This window comes from Corynebacterium marinum DSM 44953, from assembly GCF_000835165.1.
GTDB classification, from domain to species: domain Bacteria; phylum Actinomycetota; class Actinomycetes; order Mycobacteriales; family Mycobacteriaceae; genus Corynebacterium; species Corynebacterium marinum.
The window spans coordinates 206,587-221,564 of the sequence record NZ_CP007790.1 but is presented as its reverse complement, the minus strand read 5'-3'; the positions used below and the strand labels follow the sequence as shown (position 1 = coordinate 221,564).

Below are 14,978 nucleotides of genomic sequence, written 5' to 3'. Positions count from 1 at the left end.
CCACATGTCCCCGAGCTGATTGAGCGTGGTACCCCACCGTGACACTGATACTTGTCATTTCGCTCGCGGCGCTGGCGGTTGTAGCGGCCCCACTCGCGGTGCGACTTTTCGATCGAAATGCCGGCTGGCCCCTGGCGGCCCTGTTCCTGGCAGGGGCTGTGCTCCTGGCCAGGGAGCTTCCCGGCGTGTCGGACGGTCGTCCGCTGGAGTTCTCCCGGGTGTGGGTCACGGACGTGGTCGCGCCGGGGATGGACGTGACATTCTCGCTGCGGGGCGACGCGCTGGGGCTGTTCTTCGCGTTGCTGGCGCTCGTGATCGGCGCGGTGGTGTTCATCTACTCGGCCGCCTACCTGCCCAGACGCCAGGGCAACACCAGCTTCTACACCATCATGACCGCCTTCACGCTGTCGATCCTGCTGCTGGTGCTGGCCGACGATGTGGTGATGCTCTTCCTGGCGTGGGAGCTCGTCTCGCTGGCGTCCTTCATGCTCATCGCACGTTCGGGCTCCGGGGGCGAGGCCGGTTCGGTCCGCACCCTCATCCTCACGTTCATCGGCGGACTGACTCTGCTGGCGGCGGTGTCCATCGCGGCCACCGCGGCAGGCACCACCAACCTGCAGGAGATCCTGGCCAGCGATTTCTGGTCGCAGCGACCTGAGCTGACAGTTCCGGTGGCGGTGCTGGTGGCGGTCTCCGCGTTCACCAAGTCGGCGCAGCTGCCCTTCCACTTCTGGCTGCCGGAGGCGATGGCGGCGGCCACCCCGGTGTCCGCGTTCCTGCACGCCGCGGCGGTGGTCAAGGCCGGCATCTACCTGCTGCTGCGCTTCTCCACGGTCTTCCACGACGTGGCGGTGTGGAACGCCCTGCTCATCATCGTCGGTATGACCACGGCCGTGATGTCGGCCCTGTTCGCCGTGCAGAAGACGGATCTCAAGCAGCTCACGGCGTACTCGACGGTCTCGCACCTGGGCTGGATCGTCGCCACCATCGGTGTCGGCACGCCCTACGCCCTCGCCGCGGCCGTGGTGCACACCGCGGCGCACGCTCTGTTCAAGTCCTCCCTGTTCATGCTCATCGGTGTGATCGACCATCAGGCCGGTTCCCGCGACATCCGCCGCCTGGGCCCGCTGTGGAACCGGATGCCGTGGACCTTCGGTGCGGTGGTCGTGGGCGCGGCGTCGATGGCCGCGGTGCCGCCCCTGCTGGGATTCGTCTCCAAGGAGGGCATGCTCAGCGCCTTCCAGGACGCACCCGCCGCCGGCCTGCTCCTCTTCGTCGCGGCGATCGGCGCCGTGCTCACGTTCACCTACTCCGCGAAGATCGTCTTCGGGGCGTTCTTCGACGGCCCCCGGGACATGTCGGGGGTGAAGGAGGCCCCGGTGCGGCTCTGGCTGCCCGCCGCCCTGCCGGGCGTGCTCTCCCTGCCCCTGGCGTTCATGCTCCCGCTTTTCGACGCCCCCGTCGAGGCCGTCGTCGCCTCCGTCGGCGCCACGCACGAATCGCACCTGGCACTGTGGCACGGCGTCAACGTCCCGCTGCTCATCTCCGTGGCGGTGCTGGTCGTCGGCACGCTCGGGGTCGTCGCACGCAAACGGATCTGGCCGCTGCTCGAGGGCCGGAAGCTCGCCCCCGCCTCCGGCAACGAGCTGCTCTCCGCCCTCGTCCACGGCGCCACGCTCCTCGGGCGCGCGCTGGGCGCGATGGCCAACACTCTCAACCCCTCCCGCCACCTGCTGCCGCTGGTGCTAAGCGTCATCGTCCTCGGCGTGGCCACCTGGTTCACCCCGGGAGTGGACGGCATCACCCCCGCACCGCGCACTCCCGGGCTGGACAATCCGTGGGACCTGATCCCGCTGCTGATCATCGCCGTTTCCGTCGTCGGCTTGGCCGTGACCAACTCGCGACTGACGGCCGCCGTGCTCCTGGGCACCGTCGGCGTGGGCATGAGCCTGCAGATGATGCTGCTGGGCGCACCGGACGTGGCGCTGACGCAGCTGACGGTCGAGGCACTCACGGTCATCGTCATCATGATGGTCCTGCGCTACCAGCCCAACCTGTTCCCGAAGGTGAAGTCCGGCAGGCGGCAGATCGGAGCCCTGATCATCGCCTTGTTGGCCGGCGCCGTGGCCTTCACCGGCGTCCACGCCCTGCTGGGCCGCCGCGAGCGTTCCGAGCTGGCCATGTGGTACCTCACCGAGGCCCCCGAGATCACCAGCGGACAGAACGTCGTGGCCACCATCCTGGTGGAGTTCCGGGCACTGGATACCCTCGGTGAGCTTTCGGTCCTGGGTATGGCGGCCATCGTCATCGCCGCGGTGGCCAAGTCCATGCCGCGACACCCCTTCAAGGACGGCACCCGCCCGGCGCCGTTCGGCCAGTCGCAGCTCAACTCGATTCCCATGCGCAAGGTCATCGTCCTGGTCATCCCGGTGCTGGCTGTCCTCAGCGTGCTGGTGTTCATGCGCGGCCACCAGGACCCGGGCGGCGGTTTCGTCGCGGCCCTGATCATGGGCGCCGCCATCGGCCTGGGGTACCTGTCCAGGGGCCAGGACTCGATCGTCTTCCGGGAGTCCACCCCGATCTGGCTGACCGGAATCGGCATCATGACAGCCGTGGGCGCCGGGTTCCTCGGTCTGCTGGAGGGTTCCTTCCTCTACGCCATCCACGGTTACATCCTCGGCCAGCACATGACCACCTCGCTCATCTTCGACCTGGGCATCTACCTCGCGGTGCTGGGCATGCTCACGATGGCCATCAACGCCCTGGGCGGATACCTGCGCCCCGGCGTGGACCTCAACGACCTCGACTGGGCCCGCGCCCAGGCGGGCCCGTTGCCCGTCACCCCGCAGGTCACCGTCGATGAGGGCTCCGCGGACCCGTACCCGGCACCCATCAACCCGGCCTCCGCACCGCTGTCGGTGCTCAACGAGACAGACAGGGAGACGAACCGATGATCCTCGCACTGACCATCGCCGTCCTGGTCACCGGTTCGGTGTTCCTCATCCAGCAGCGTGGGATGGTGCGCATCGTGTTCGGCATGTCCCTGCTGGGCCATGCCGGGAACCTGACGCTGCTCGCCGGCGGCGTGGGCGCCTGGCGTGGAGAACCCTTCCCCGACCGCACCCCCCTGGCCGACGCCGCCGATCCCCTCCCCCAGGCCTTCGTCCTGACGGCCATCGTCATCGCCATGGCCACCACCACCATCCTGCTCACCCTCGCGGCCCTGGGCCACGACGATGACACCGACATCCCCGAGCCCGCCGACGACAACATCGGCGCCGACCCGGTGGAGACGCTGGGCCGGGCGGCGTCGAGAAGCAACGGAGAAATCTAGATGGACTGGACACTCCCCCTTTTCGCCGCGGTCCCGCTGTTCGCGGCGGCCGTCGCGGTGCTGCTGCCCTGGCGCCGGGCACGCGACATCCTGCACATCGGCGTTCCCGTCGCGGGCGTCCTCGCCGGTGGCTGGCTGTTCGCCCACACCGCGGACAACGGCACGATCGCCCACAACGTGGGACTGTACGTCGGCGGCGTGGCGATTCCCTTTGCGGCGGACACGTTCTCCGCGATCATGATCATCACCACGATGATCATCGCGGCAACCGCCAACTGGTTCGCCACCATCTCCGGCGAGACGGTCTCGCGCTACTACGCCTCCCTCACGCTCATCCTGATCACGGGCGTCAACGGCGCGCTCCTCACCGCGGACCTGTTCAACTTCTTCGTGTTCATCGAGGTCATGCTGCTGCCCTCCTACGGCCTGATCGCCATGTCCGGCACCTGGGCCAGACTGGCCGGGGGCCGCACCTTCGTGCTGGTCAACCTGGCCGCCTCCACCCTGCTGCTCATCGGCGTCGGCGTGCTCTACGGTGTGACCGGCTCCGTGAACATCGCGGCACTGCAGGGGGCGGCAGCGGGCAACGGCCCGGCGGTCGTGGCGATGGGTCTGGTCATCATCGCCATCGGCGCGAAGGCCGGCGTCTTCCCCGCCCACACCTGGTTGCCCCGCACCTACCCGGGCACCTCCGCGGCCGTGATGGGCCTGTTCTCCGGGCTGCACACCAAGGTCGCGGTGTACATGCTCTTCCGGATCTACGTCAACATCTTCGACCTCGAGGACCGATGGAACTGGCTGATCATCGCCCTCATGCTCGTCTCCATGGTCATCGGCGCCTTCGCCGGCCTGGCCGAGAACTCCATCCGCCGCGTCCTGGGCTACCAGATGATCAACGGCATGCCCTTCATCCTGGTCATGCTGGCCTTCACCGCCGATGACCCGCAGCGTGCCCTCGCCGCTGGCCTGCTCTATACCCTGCACCATATGGTCACCGTCGCGGCGCTCATCCTCACCTCCGGCGCGATCGAGGAGACCTACGCCACCGGCCTGCTCTCGCAGCTCTCCGGCCTGGCCCGCCGTGATCCGCTGGTGGCCGCCCTCTTCGCCGCCGGAGCGTTCTCCCTCGTCGGCTTCCCGCCGTTCTCCGGCATGTGGGGCAAGATTCTCATCGTCTTCGAAATCGCCCGCGCCGCGAACTGGTGGTCGTGGCTGGTCATCGCGGTCATCGTGGTCGCCTCCGTCGGCGCCCTGCTGAGCATGCTGCGCGTGTGGCGCGAGGTCTTCTGGGGCCAGCCCATGCAGCGCTACCCCTCCAATCTTCGCGTGGCGAAACATCTGGTCGCGCCGTCCGCCCTGCTCATCGCGGGTTCCGTGGCCATGTTCCTCTTCGCCGGCCCGCTCATCGACGCCACCCTCACCGCCACCGGCGGACTCCTCGACACCGAAGGCTACGCATCGGCCGTCCTCGGGGACGATCCGGTGGGAGTCCCCGACATGACCGACCTCCAGGGAGGCCGCTGACATGCACCTGTTCCTGTACATTCCCTGGTGGATCAAGGAGATCTTCGTCGCCGGTTTCCAGGTCGCCTGGGCCGGATTCCGGCCCGACGCCGGATACGACCCGGTCGTCGTCCGCTACCCGCTGCGGGTGACCAGCGAGTGGCAGATCTTCTGGTTCACCACCTCCATCACCGCCACCCCCTCCACCCTCTCGCTGGGCCTGCGCGAACCCACCGTGCCCGGTGACCCCCGCATCCTGCTGGTCCAGGCCGCCTTCGGTTCCGACCCCACGGAAGTGGTCGAAGGCCTGGCGGACATGGAGGCCCGCATGGCCCCCCACGTCCGCTCCATCGACCACGGCGTCCCGGGCCAGGGCTCCGCAGTGGAACTCGACCCCCGTTTCTACGCCTACCCCACCGACCGGAAGGAAAAGAACCGGTGACCCCCTTCGAGTGGATCCTCGCGGTCTGCATCGCCATCATGACGGCCTGCCTGGTCTCCGGCCTGGTACTGGTGCTGCGCACCTCCGACGTCCTGACGAAGGCCGTCCTGAGCGACCTGGTCTTCTACACCATGATCGCGATCTTCCTGACCTGGACGCTGACCAATCCGACCTCCATCGGCTACGAGGTGGCCCTCCTCGCGGCTATCGCCGGCGGCGTACTGCCCACCCTGTCGATGGCCCGCATCATCTCGAAGGGACGCAGGTAGCCATGAGCATCGTCGAAATTGTCGTCTCCGCCATCGTCATCCTGGCCACCGTCATGGTCGTGGCCACCGCCGTAGCTATGTGGCGGGCCCCCGATGCGCTCACCCGCGCCAACCTCATCGGCCCCGTCGTGGGCGTCGGCGTACCCCTGCTCCTGCTCAGCAAACTCATCATCGACTGGTCCACCACCGGCTTCGACCTGAACAACTTCATCCGGGCGATCCTGGCCATCGCCGGGGTATGGATCGTCGGCGCGGTCGGCTCCTACTACATCGGCAGGTCCATCTACGGCGTCACCGTCGTGGACAAGAAGCACGCCGAGGACCGCGCCTACCAGCCGGGTGCCTGAGTCAGAGGTTGGCGATGGCGTAGGCGGCCTGGTCGGGGGTGTAGCCCTCGTAGATCAGCTGGTCGTAGAGGCCCGCCTCGGACATCGGAGAAAAGGACTGGTACTCGCGCGCTGTCCGCAGTGCGTTGGCGTTCCAGTCCGTCTGCAGGTTGTCCACACCGTATTGCGCCTGCTCTGCGGTGTACTCCTCGTAGATGAGTTGGTCGTAAAGGCCCTGCTTCGAGAATCCGGAGTATTCGACGTAGTCGTTGGCGGTCCGTAGGGCGTTCGCCGACCAGTCGGCCTGCACATTGTCCACGCCGTACTGTGCCGCGTCCGGAGTGAACTGCTCAAAGATCAGCTGGTCGTAGAGGCCCTGCTTGGAGAAGGCGGAGTAATCGAGGTAATCGGACGCGACGCTGAGCGCGGCACTGTACTGGGACGGCACTCCGTCATCTGCAGCGCTGGCAGCCACCTGGGTGGAGGTCTCGCGGGTGCTGGTCTCACGGGTGCTGGTCTCCCGCGTTGTCGTTTCACGCTTCTGGGGTTCCCGGGCTTCAGCGACCGCTGTGGAGGTGACGGTCTCCGGAGCCGAGTCCTTCGTCGACGACGCCGTGCTGGACTCCGCTGCCACCGCCGTCACCGTCTCGGTGACCACCACGGTCTCCGTCTCAGCAGGCGAACAGGCGGTCAGCGAAAGTGCGACGGCACCGACGAGCAGCGCGGTGCGGGTGGGAGTGAACATGAGGGCCTCCTTGGGGCACGGGATCTGGCCCCATCATGCGCTGCCCGCCAGACACTGCCATCCAGTTGACCGAACAAACGTTCCGGATCGTCTGAGACGCGGGGCGTCGACAAGCAATCGCCCCGCCGCACCTTTCGGCGCGGCGGGGCGATTCAGGTGATGGAGAAACCTACTTCTTCTCTGCGAAGAGCTCCTTCACGCGCTGACCCAGGTTCTCGTCCACCTGGGTCCAGTACCAGTAGACACGCTCCTCCACCTCAGGGGAGACGCCCTGCATGGCGTCGGTGATGTTGTCCGCCAGGCGCTCTTTGGCCGCGTCATCGTAGACGTCGCGGTAGAGGATGCCGGCCTGGACGAAGTCCCCGTCCTCGGGGTGCCGGACGTAAGCGGAACGGGTCAGGTCCGTGCCGTGCGGGTCCGGGTTCACGTACAGGTCGGTGGCGTTGCCGTAGGACTGGCCGGAGGAGGAGTCCGAACCGTTGTCCAGGTAGCCGGCACCCTTGCTGTAGCGGTTCGGGGTGTAGGTCGGCTGGTCTGCGTCATCGAAGAAGTACGCCATCGGGCCACGGTTGCTGTAGGTGTTGACCGGGTTGACGGGCTGGTTGATGGGCAGGTCGCGGTAGTTCGGCCCGATCCGGTAGCGCTGCTGGTCGGAGTAGGCGAAGATACGCGCCTGCAGCATGCGGTCCGGGGAGAAGCCGACGCCGGGCACCAGGTTCGAGGGATCGAGGGCGATCTGCTCGATCTGGGCGAAGTGGTTGCGCGGGTTGCGGTTGAGGACGAAGTGGCCGACGTCGATGCGCGGGTAGTCCTTCTTGGACCAGACCTTGGTCAGGTCGAAGGGGTTCCAGCGGTACTCCTCCGCCTCGGCGACGGGCATGATCTGGACCTTGACGTCCCAGATCGGGTAGTCGCCGCGCTCGATGGACTCGTAGAGGTCCTGCCGGTGGTGGTCGGCGTTCTTGCCGGCCATCTCCGTGGCCTCCGCGTTGGTGAAGTTCTCCACGCCCTGGCGGGAGATGAAGTGGTACTTCACCCAGAATGCCTCGCCGGCCTCGTTGAGCCACTGGAAGGTGTGGGAACCGTAGCCGTTCATGTGGCGGGTGGTCGTCGGGGTGCCGCGGTCGCCCATGAGGTAGGTCACCTGGTGGGCGGATTCGGGTGTTCGGGTCCAGAAATCCCACTGCATGTCAGCATCGCGCAGCGCGCTGCCGTGGAGGCGCTTCTGGGAGTGGATGAAGTCGGCGAACTTGATGCCGTCACGGATGAAGAACACCGGGGTGTTGTTGCCCACGATGTCGTAGTTGCCGTCCTCAGTGAAGAAGCGGAGGGCGAAGCCGTGGACGTCGCGCCAGGTGTCCGGGGAGCCCTTCTCGCCGGCGACGGTGGAGAAACGCACGCCCATGGGGGTCACGGTGCCCTTCTGGAAGAGCTTCGCCTTGGTGTACTGCGAGACGTCCTCGGTGATGTGCAGCTCGCCGAAGGCGCCGTGGCCCTTGGCGTGGGGGATGCGCTCCGGGACGTTCTCGCGGTTGAAGTGGGCGAGCTTCTCGATCAGGTGAATGTCGTTGAGGACATTCGGGCCCTGCGGGCCGGCCGTGACGGAGATGTTCTCGGAGGCCACCGGCGCGCCGTTGTGGCGGGTGGTCTGGCCGGTGGCGGCGGGGCGCTTGCCACGGTCGAGGATGTTGTCTGCGGCGGAGTTCTGGTCGTTCATGGGCTCCTCTTTCTGATTCATAATCCATCTCGCCTATCAGAGGCGAATAATTGATAGCTTAGGTCCATTTTGTGACCCGCGCAACCCCAACCTAGTCGCGCAGGGAAGATCCCGCAGATTGCACTGGTAACGTCTTTGACCGTGACCATGCACTCCGCTCGTGACGACGCCCGCGTCACCGACCTGGCCCTTCGCGCTGGCCGCGGTGACCGCCAGGCACTCACGGAGTTCATCCGGGCCACCCAGGACGACGTGTGGCGGCTCCTCGCCCACCTGGGCGGCCGCGACACCGCCGACGACCTCACGCAGGAGACCTACCTCCGAGTCATGGGTGCGCTCCCCCGCTTCGCCGCCCGCTCCTCAGCCCGCACGTGGCTGCTTTCCCTCGCCCGACGGGTATGGGTGGACAACATCCGCCACGACATGGCCCGCCCCCGGAAATCCATCACCGAGTACGAGGACGCCGCCGCCACGACCCCCGTCGCGGGTGCCAACGCCTCCTCCTGGTCCGACTGGATCGACGCCCGCGCCCTCATCGACGCCCTCCCCGTCGAACGCCGCGAGGCCCTTATCCTCACCCAGGTCCTCGGCTACACCTACGAGGAGGCCGCGAAGATCGCCGACGTGCGCATCGGCACCATCCGCTCCCGGGTGGCGCGAGCACGGAAGGACCTCATCGAGGCGACCGCAGCGAATTCTGGGGAAGAATAGCAACCGGGGAACGAAAAACCACCCCTCGGACTCAAAGCCGGGGGTGGTGTGAGCCGGGGAGCGAGCTACACCAGCAGCTCGGCGATCTGCACGGTGTTCAGCGCGGCGCCCTTGCGCAGGTTGTCACCCGAGACGACGAGCACGAGGCCCTTGTTGTCGTCGACAGACTGATCCTGGCGGATGCGGCCGACCAGGGAGACGTCCTTGCCGGCGGCGTCCAGCGGAGTGGGGACGTCGACGAGCTCGACGCCGGGGGCGTCGGCAAGCAGAGCGGTGGCCTCATCGGCGGTGATGGGACGGTCGAACTCCGCATGGATGGTCAGGGTGTGGCCGGTGAAGACGGGCACACGGACGCAGGTGCCGGCGACCTTGAGGCCCGGGATGCCGAGGATCTTGCGGGACTCGTTGCGCAGCTTCTGCTCCTCGTCGGTCTCGTTGGAGCCGTCGTCAACAAGCGCACCGGCCATGGGCAGAGCGTTGTATGCGATCGGGGCGACGTAGGGACCGAAGTCCGCCGGGGATTCGACGGAACCGTCGTGGACCAGCTTGACGTTGTCGTCGCCGACCTCGGCGGTCTGCTTGGCCAAGGTCTCCACGCCGGCCAGACCGGAGCCGGAGACCGCCTGGTAGGAGGAGATGTGGAGGCGGATGAGGCCGGCGGCGTCGTGAAGCGGCTTGAGCACCGGCATCGCGGCCATGGTGGTGCAGTTCGGGTTGGCGACGATGCCCTTGGACGGGGTCTTCGCCTCCGCGCCGTTGACCTCGGAGACGACCAGCGGGACATCCTCATCCTTGCGCCAGGCGGAGGAGTTGTCGATGACGGTGGCGCCGGCCGCGGCGAACACGGGGGCCCACTCGCGGGAGGTGGAGCCGCCGGCGGAGAAGAGGGCGATGTCGACGTCCGCGATGGACTCGGGAGTGACCTGCGTGAGGTCCTCCACGGTGATGTCCTCGCCGCGGAACTCCAGGACGGAACCGGCGGAACGCGGGGACGCGAAGAAGCGGACCTTGTCCGCGGGGAAGTTGCGCTCCTCGAGGATGGAACGCATGACGCGGCCGACCTGGCCGGTGGCACCTACGACAGCAAGAGTGGTCATGGCTGTTATTTCTCCTTCAGGAATGGGGATCTAGCGGCCGGTGCCGGCGTAGACGGTCGCCTCGGCATCGCCGCCGAGTTCGAACTTCTCGTGCAGGGCGCGGGCGGCATCGTCGAGGTCGGCCTCGCGGATGAGGACGGAGATGCGGATCTCCGAGGTGGAGATGAGCTCGATGTTCACACCGGCGTCACGGAGCGCCTCGGCGAAGTCGGCGGTGACGCCCGGGTGGGACTTCATGCCCGCGCCGACCAGGGAGACCTTGCCCACCTGATCGTCGTAGAGCACGTTGGACCAGCCGTGCTTGGCCTGCATCTTCTTCAGCAGCTCCATGGCACGGGGTCCGTCGGAACGCGGGCAGGTGAAGGTGATGTCGGTGGTGCCGTGCTCCACGGAGGAGACGTTCTGCAGCACCATGTCGATGTTGATCTCGGCGTCGGCGACGGCGCGGAACACGGTGGCCGCCTCGCCCGGCTTGTCGGGGATGCCCAGGATGGTGACCTTGGCCTCGGACTTGTCGGTAGCTACGCCAGTGAGAACTGCTTCTTCCACGGGGATATCCTCCATCGAACCGGCCACCAGGGTGCCGGGATCATTGCTGTAAGACGAGCGAACTCGCAGGGGAACATTGAACGCACGCGCGTACTCCACCGCGCGCAGGACCAGAATCTTCGAACCGACGGCCGCCAGCTCGAGCATCTCCTCGAAGGAGAGCTTCTCCAGCTTCTGGGCGTTGGGCACGATGCGCGGGTCGGCGGTGTAGACGCCGTCGACGTCCGAGTAGATCTCGCAGACGTCAGCGTCCAGCGCCGCCGCCAGGGCCACCGCGGTGGTGTCCGAGCCACCCCTGCCCAGGGTGGTCACGTCACGGGTGTCCTTGTTCACACCCTGGAAACCGGCGACGATGCAGATCTTGCCCTCGTCGAGGGCCTCCCGCACGCGGCCCGGGGTGACGTCGATGATGCGCGCGTTGCCGTGCCGCTCGGTGGTCAGCACGCCCGCCTGCGAACCGGTGAAGGACTGCGCCTCCGCTCCGAGGGACTCAATCGCCATGGCGACCAGCGCGTTGGAGATGCGCTCACCGGCGGTGAGCAGCATGTCCATCTCGCGGGCCGGCGGGACCGGGTTGACCTGGGACGCCAGGTCCAGCAGCTCGTCGGTGGTGTCACCCATTGCGGAGCAGACGACCACGACGTCGTTGCCTGCCTTCTTGGTGGCCACGATCCGCTCCGCCACGGCGCGGATACGTTCCGCGCTCTCCAGGGAGGAGCCTCCATATTTCTGAACGATCAGAGCCACCGGCAGGTCGCCTTTCGTCTAGGGTGCACAAAGTTCTGCCCTATCGTACCTGTCAACCCCGCTCGGGCAGCATTTGAGTCGCAGGTGTCCACGGGCGTCTGATCCTGCGCAAAGGCTCAGTTTCACTAAGGTTGAGCGCGTGCACAGCAATCTGCTGGCCGTGCTCTTCGCACTGGCCTCCGCCCTCACCATCGCGTGGGGAACCGTGGTGCGCCACCGCATCGCGGAGGAGGCCCCCGCGGACGGTTCCCTCAGAGGCTCCCCGTTCTGGAATGCCATCAGCCGCCCCCTGTGGTGGGCCGGCACCGGCACCGCCCTGCTCGGCTACGGGCTGCAGGTAGTCGCCTTGGGCTTCGGCACCCTGCTGGTTGTGCAGCCCGTGCTCGTCCTGTCCCTGATGTTCACGCTGCCGCTGGCCGCGAAGTACGACGGCCGCCGTATCTCCGCCCACGAGATGTTCTGGGCGGGTACTCTCACCATCGGCGTCACCGTGCTGGTCATGCTCGGCCGACCCCTGCCTGGCGATCCGCAGCCCCCGCTGGAACGCTGGCTGCCGACGCTGGCTGTCGGCGCCGTGGTGCTCATCACCCTGGAACGGGTGGCGCAGAAGCAGATCCGCCGGGAAAAAGCGCTGCTCCTGGGCATCGTCACCGGCGCCCTCTTCGGTTACGTCGCCGTGCTGAGCAAGGCGTTCGTGGACATCTTCATCTACGGCGGGGTGTGGGCGATCATCACCAACTGGGAGACCTACGCCCTCATCCTCGGCGCCACCCTGGGCACCATCGTCCAGCAGTACTCCTTCAACGCCGGCGCGCTGAAGAACTCCCTGCCCGCCATGACGATCTCTGAACCCATCGTCGCGTTTTCCCTGGGTTACCTCGTTCTGGGCGAGAAGTTCCAGGTGTCGACGGTGACCGGCTGGTTGTTCATGGCGCTGGCGTTCCTCGCCATGGTCGCCGCGACGGTGGTGTCTGCGGGTGACCTCCGATCAGGAGGAGGTCACGGTGAACAGTTCCGTCATGGAGCTGCCGGTGCCAGCGACGATGTCGTACAGCCAGATGGAGCTGCCGACGAAGAAGTCGAGCAGGGACGATCCGGCGAACTGGAAGTTCTCGATCACGATGGGAAGCGGAAGAAAGAGCATGGTCTATCTCCTCTCCAAGGTGTCGGCGTTGCGGTTGTCCATGGTTACTGCCCGTTCCTGCGGGAGCGCACCCGAGACACCGGGGGCTGTACGGCCCCACGCGACCCCGAGGGGGTTGCGATGGGCCACGGTTTTCTCCTGGCTGTCCAGGTCATCAATCTGGGCGAGCCAGAAGGACGCGATATGGATCGAAACCGCGCCAGACAATCCCCAGAGACCAGAAGCAGTGCCTGTTTCCGTCCGTTCTATCGAGATCTCCCGGCGAAATATGAGACTTATCCCCGGAAAATCAGAGGCGCTCGGACAGTGTGAGGCTCTTCGTTAACTGATTGTGGCTTCAATACAACTTGAAGCGGAAGGCGCACGTCGGGCGCAACTACATTCCCCGGAAACCACCCCATTGCGGGGGGAATCTCGCGCCAAGTTGGCCAGAACCGGTTCAGATCGCCCACTCGAATACGGCGAGCATGTACGCCGAGAACCACGCCCCGAACACCACCCACCCGGCGGCGGCGCCCAGCTGCCAACCCCGGGGGAGCCTCTCCGCGGCCCGGAGCACCCACGGCAGCAGCAGGATCACCGCCGGCAGGAGCAGGCGGGGGCGGGAGTGCATGATGCCGTCGGAGAGCAGGACGGTGGCCAGGATGGCGGCCGAGAACCACCACACCTCCAGCGGGGTGCGTCCCCATGCAGCCACCAGCGCCACGACGGCCGCCGCCATCACGCCGACGCTGAGCAGGTAGCCGCCCTCGGCGCTGGTGGTGAGGACCTCCCACACCCAACGCACCGTCGCCGCGCCGAAATCGAAGCCTGAGTGCCAGCCCGCCTCCTGGATTCCGAAATACCCTCCCTCATCGCGCGTGTGCCAGCTCGCCCAGGCGAGGTAGCCCAGCAGGGACCACGGGGTCAGCGCCAGGCAAGCCCAGGCACGCCGGTCCCGGCGGGCCTGCAGGAGCAGCACCAGACCGAACACCCCGATCATCGCCACCGCGGTCAACCGGGTGAAGCCGAGCAGGAAGATCAAGCCGGCCGCGAGGCCCCACCGGCGGTCCATGAGCGACACGATCGACCAGAACGCCAGCGCCCCGAACAGCGCCTCCGAGTACGGCATGGAGTACGTGATGGACATCGGCGCCGAGGACACCAGGACGCCCGCCCCAATCTGGCCCGCCCGGCCTGCCCCCATGCGCCAGGCGATCGACATAGCGCCGGCGGTCATGGCAACGCCGGCCACCACGTTGACCGTGGCCGCGGCCGTGACGACGTCCAGCCGGGTCACCTCGTGAACCAACCGGACCAGCGCCGGGAATCCGGGGAAGAAGGCCAGCGTCCGGTGGTGGACGGGAACGTCCGTGTTCAGGTCCGCGGCAAAGTAGCCGGCCTCCGCGATGCCCAGGTAATAATCCGAGTCCCACTTGTTCAGCAGGCCGCCCAGCGAATCATTGTTCGCCCGGGCGAGGACGGCCAGTGCGGCGATGCGGAAGGCGGCGCCGACGAGGAAGATGAATGCGGCGTCGACAAGCAGGCGCAGCCTGGAATCACGGGTGGTCACCGCGTCATCCTAACTACGAACGGGCGTGCCGCCACCCCGACCACAAGGAGATCTCACGCTCAGTTTCACTCCTTTGCCGTTCACGCTGCTCATCGAAGATTTCTTCTCGTCGATTCCGCCCGGCTGGCCGCCCGATTCTCGACGCCCACCCAGGAGGCCCCACAGTCAAATAATTTATCTAAATGTTGCTGTTCTGAGACATTCCTGACTAAGGTGGATGCCAGTTCAACCATTCAACTAAAAGGCACCACCATGGAGTCCATCGAGACCTTCTTCACCGCCCTGTCCTCCACCTCCGCGGGCCTCTTCGACGGCGTCATCGCGTTCGTCAAGGGCATCTTCGGCGCCTTCGAGGGCCTGCTGTCCTCCGGCTCCTCCGAGTAGGAACCCCTCAGCTCGAGCACTTCTCGAGTCTGACCACCCCGCCCGAGCCGTTCATCCGGCCCGGGCGGGGTTTTCTGCTGCCGGGCCGGGGCCCTGAATTTTTCCGGACCCTGGCCACCCGTTGCCCCGGAGGCTAAAATAAGGCCTGGTTCATCCATCACCCGAAAGGACAAGAATCATGCTCCACGGCTCCGCAGAAATCGGTACCTGGCTCTCCAGCCCGTTCGTGTTCGCCTGGGATTTCTTCACCTGGCCGTTCCGAACCCTCCTCGCCCACTTCTAGCTCGACAGTCCGACCCCCTGGCTCCGCCGACATCTGGCGGGGCCAGGGGTTTTCCTGATTCTTCGCAAGAAAGTGTTGCCCCGAACACTTTCCGGTGTAGACTTCACTGCATGTTCTACCGCGCGAACCTCCTTCTTCTTCGCCGCGGCGGGTCCCAGGTCCACTGAGAAGCGAC

General features: G+C 66.6%; 13 protein-coding genes and 1 pseudogene. 9 read left to right on the top strand and 5 right to left on the bottom strand.

The genetic code is table 11. From position 1 onward, the window contains the following. The first annotated feature begins 38 nt into the window (after positions 1-38). From B840_RS01085 to B840_RS01060, 6 genes are read left to right on the top strand one after another with little or no spacing between them, the layout of a single operon-like run. The gene (locus B840_RS01085; protein ID WP_042620592.1) at positions 39-2,954 is read left to right on the top strand and encodes a DUF4040 family protein; all 2,916 of its coding nucleotides are present in this window, start codon (positions 39-41) and stop codon (positions 2,952-2,954) included. Then, positions 2,951-3,334: a cation:proton antiporter subunit C gene (locus B840_RS01080; protein ID WP_042620591.1), complete on the top strand. Its 384-nt coding sequence runs from the start codon at positions 2,951-2,953 to the stop codon at positions 3,332-3,334. The genes B840_RS01085 and B840_RS01080 overlap by 4 nt, the downstream gene beginning before the upstream one ends. Beyond that, on the top strand, positions 3,335-4,858 hold the full coding sequence (locus B840_RS01075; protein ID WP_042620590.1) for a monovalent cation/H+ antiporter subunit D family protein: 1,524 nt from the start codon (positions 3,335-3,337) through the stop codon (positions 4,856-4,858). A gap of 1 nt (position 4,859) precedes the next feature. Continuing rightward, the gene (locus B840_RS01070) at positions 4,860-5,279 is read left to right on the top strand and encodes a monovalent cation/H+ antiporter subunit E (protein ID WP_042620589.1); all 420 of its coding nucleotides are present in this window, start codon (positions 4,860-4,862) and stop codon (positions 5,277-5,279) included. Positions 5,280-5,317: 38 nt separating this feature from the next. Next, on the top strand, positions 5,318-5,548 hold the full coding sequence (locus B840_RS01065; RefSeq protein ID WP_042622412.1) for a cation:proton antiporter: 231 nt from the start codon (positions 5,318-5,320) through the stop codon (positions 5,546-5,548). 2 nt (positions 5,549-5,550) lie between these two features. Then, the gene (locus B840_RS01060) at positions 5,551-5,895 is read left to right on the top strand and encodes a Na+/H+ antiporter subunit G (RefSeq protein ID WP_042620588.1); all 345 of its coding nucleotides are present in this window, start codon (positions 5,551-5,553) and stop codon (positions 5,893-5,895) included. Position 5,896: 1 nt separating this feature from the next. Here B840_RS01060 and B840_RS01055 read toward each other — a convergent pair whose 3' ends face one another. Together B840_RS01055 and B840_RS01050 are read right to left on the bottom strand one after the other, a co-directional pair. Further along, the gene (locus B840_RS01055; RefSeq protein ID WP_052491033.1) at positions 5,897-6,619 is read right to left on the bottom strand and encodes an Ltp family lipoprotein; all 723 of its coding nucleotides are present in this window, start codon (positions 6,617-6,619) and stop codon (positions 5,897-5,899) included. A 169-nt stretch (positions 6,620-6,788) separates the two neighbouring features. Further along, on the bottom strand, positions 6,789-8,336 hold the full coding sequence (locus tag B840_RS01050; RefSeq protein WP_042620587.1) for a catalase: 1,548 nt from the start codon (positions 8,334-8,336) through the stop codon (positions 6,789-6,791). A gap of 147 nt (positions 8,337-8,483) precedes the next feature. Between B840_RS01050 and B840_RS01045 the strand changes: the two genes are divergently transcribed. Continuing rightward, positions 8,484-9,047 carry an RNA polymerase sigma factor gene (locus tag B840_RS01045; RefSeq protein ID WP_042622410.1) on the top strand — a complete coding sequence of 188 codons (564 nt, stop codon included), beginning with the start codon at positions 8,484-8,486 and terminating at the stop codon, positions 9,045-9,047. Positions 9,048-9,112: 65 nt separating this feature from the next. Here the strand turns inward: B840_RS01045 and B840_RS01040 are convergent, their stop codons facing one another. Beyond that, positions 9,113-10,144, bottom strand: a complete 1,032-nt coding sequence (locus B840_RS01040) for an aspartate-semialdehyde dehydrogenase (RefSeq protein ID WP_042620586.1) — start codon at positions 10,142-10,144, stop codon at positions 9,113-9,115. 30 nt (positions 10,145-10,174) lie between these two features. After that, positions 10,175-11,440 (bottom strand): aspartate kinase, encoded by a 1,266-nt coding sequence (locus B840_RS01035; protein ID WP_042620585.1) that lies wholly within the window; start codon positions 11,438-11,440, stop codon positions 10,175-10,177. 139 nt (positions 11,441-11,579) lie between these two features. Here B840_RS01035 and B840_RS01030 point away from each other — a divergent pair. Then, a pseudogene (locus B840_RS01030) lies at positions 11,580-12,407 on the top strand (DMT family transporter); the annotation flags it as partial. Positions 12,408-13,023: 616 nt separating this feature from the next. On the opposite strand, the gene B840_RS01025 reads toward B840_RS01030, so the two are convergent. Then, positions 13,024-14,136, bottom strand: a complete 1,113-nt coding sequence (locus B840_RS01025; protein ID WP_042620584.1) for a mannosyltransferase family protein — start codon at positions 14,134-14,136, stop codon at positions 13,024-13,026. 252 nt (positions 14,137-14,388) lie between these two features. Between B840_RS01025 and B840_RS13935 the strand changes: the two genes are divergently transcribed. Then, positions 14,389-14,520: a hypothetical protein gene (locus tag B840_RS13935; protein ID WP_268236848.1), complete on the top strand. Its 132-nt coding sequence runs from the start codon at positions 14,389-14,391 to the stop codon at positions 14,518-14,520. Positions 14,521-14,978: the final 458 nt, after the last annotated feature.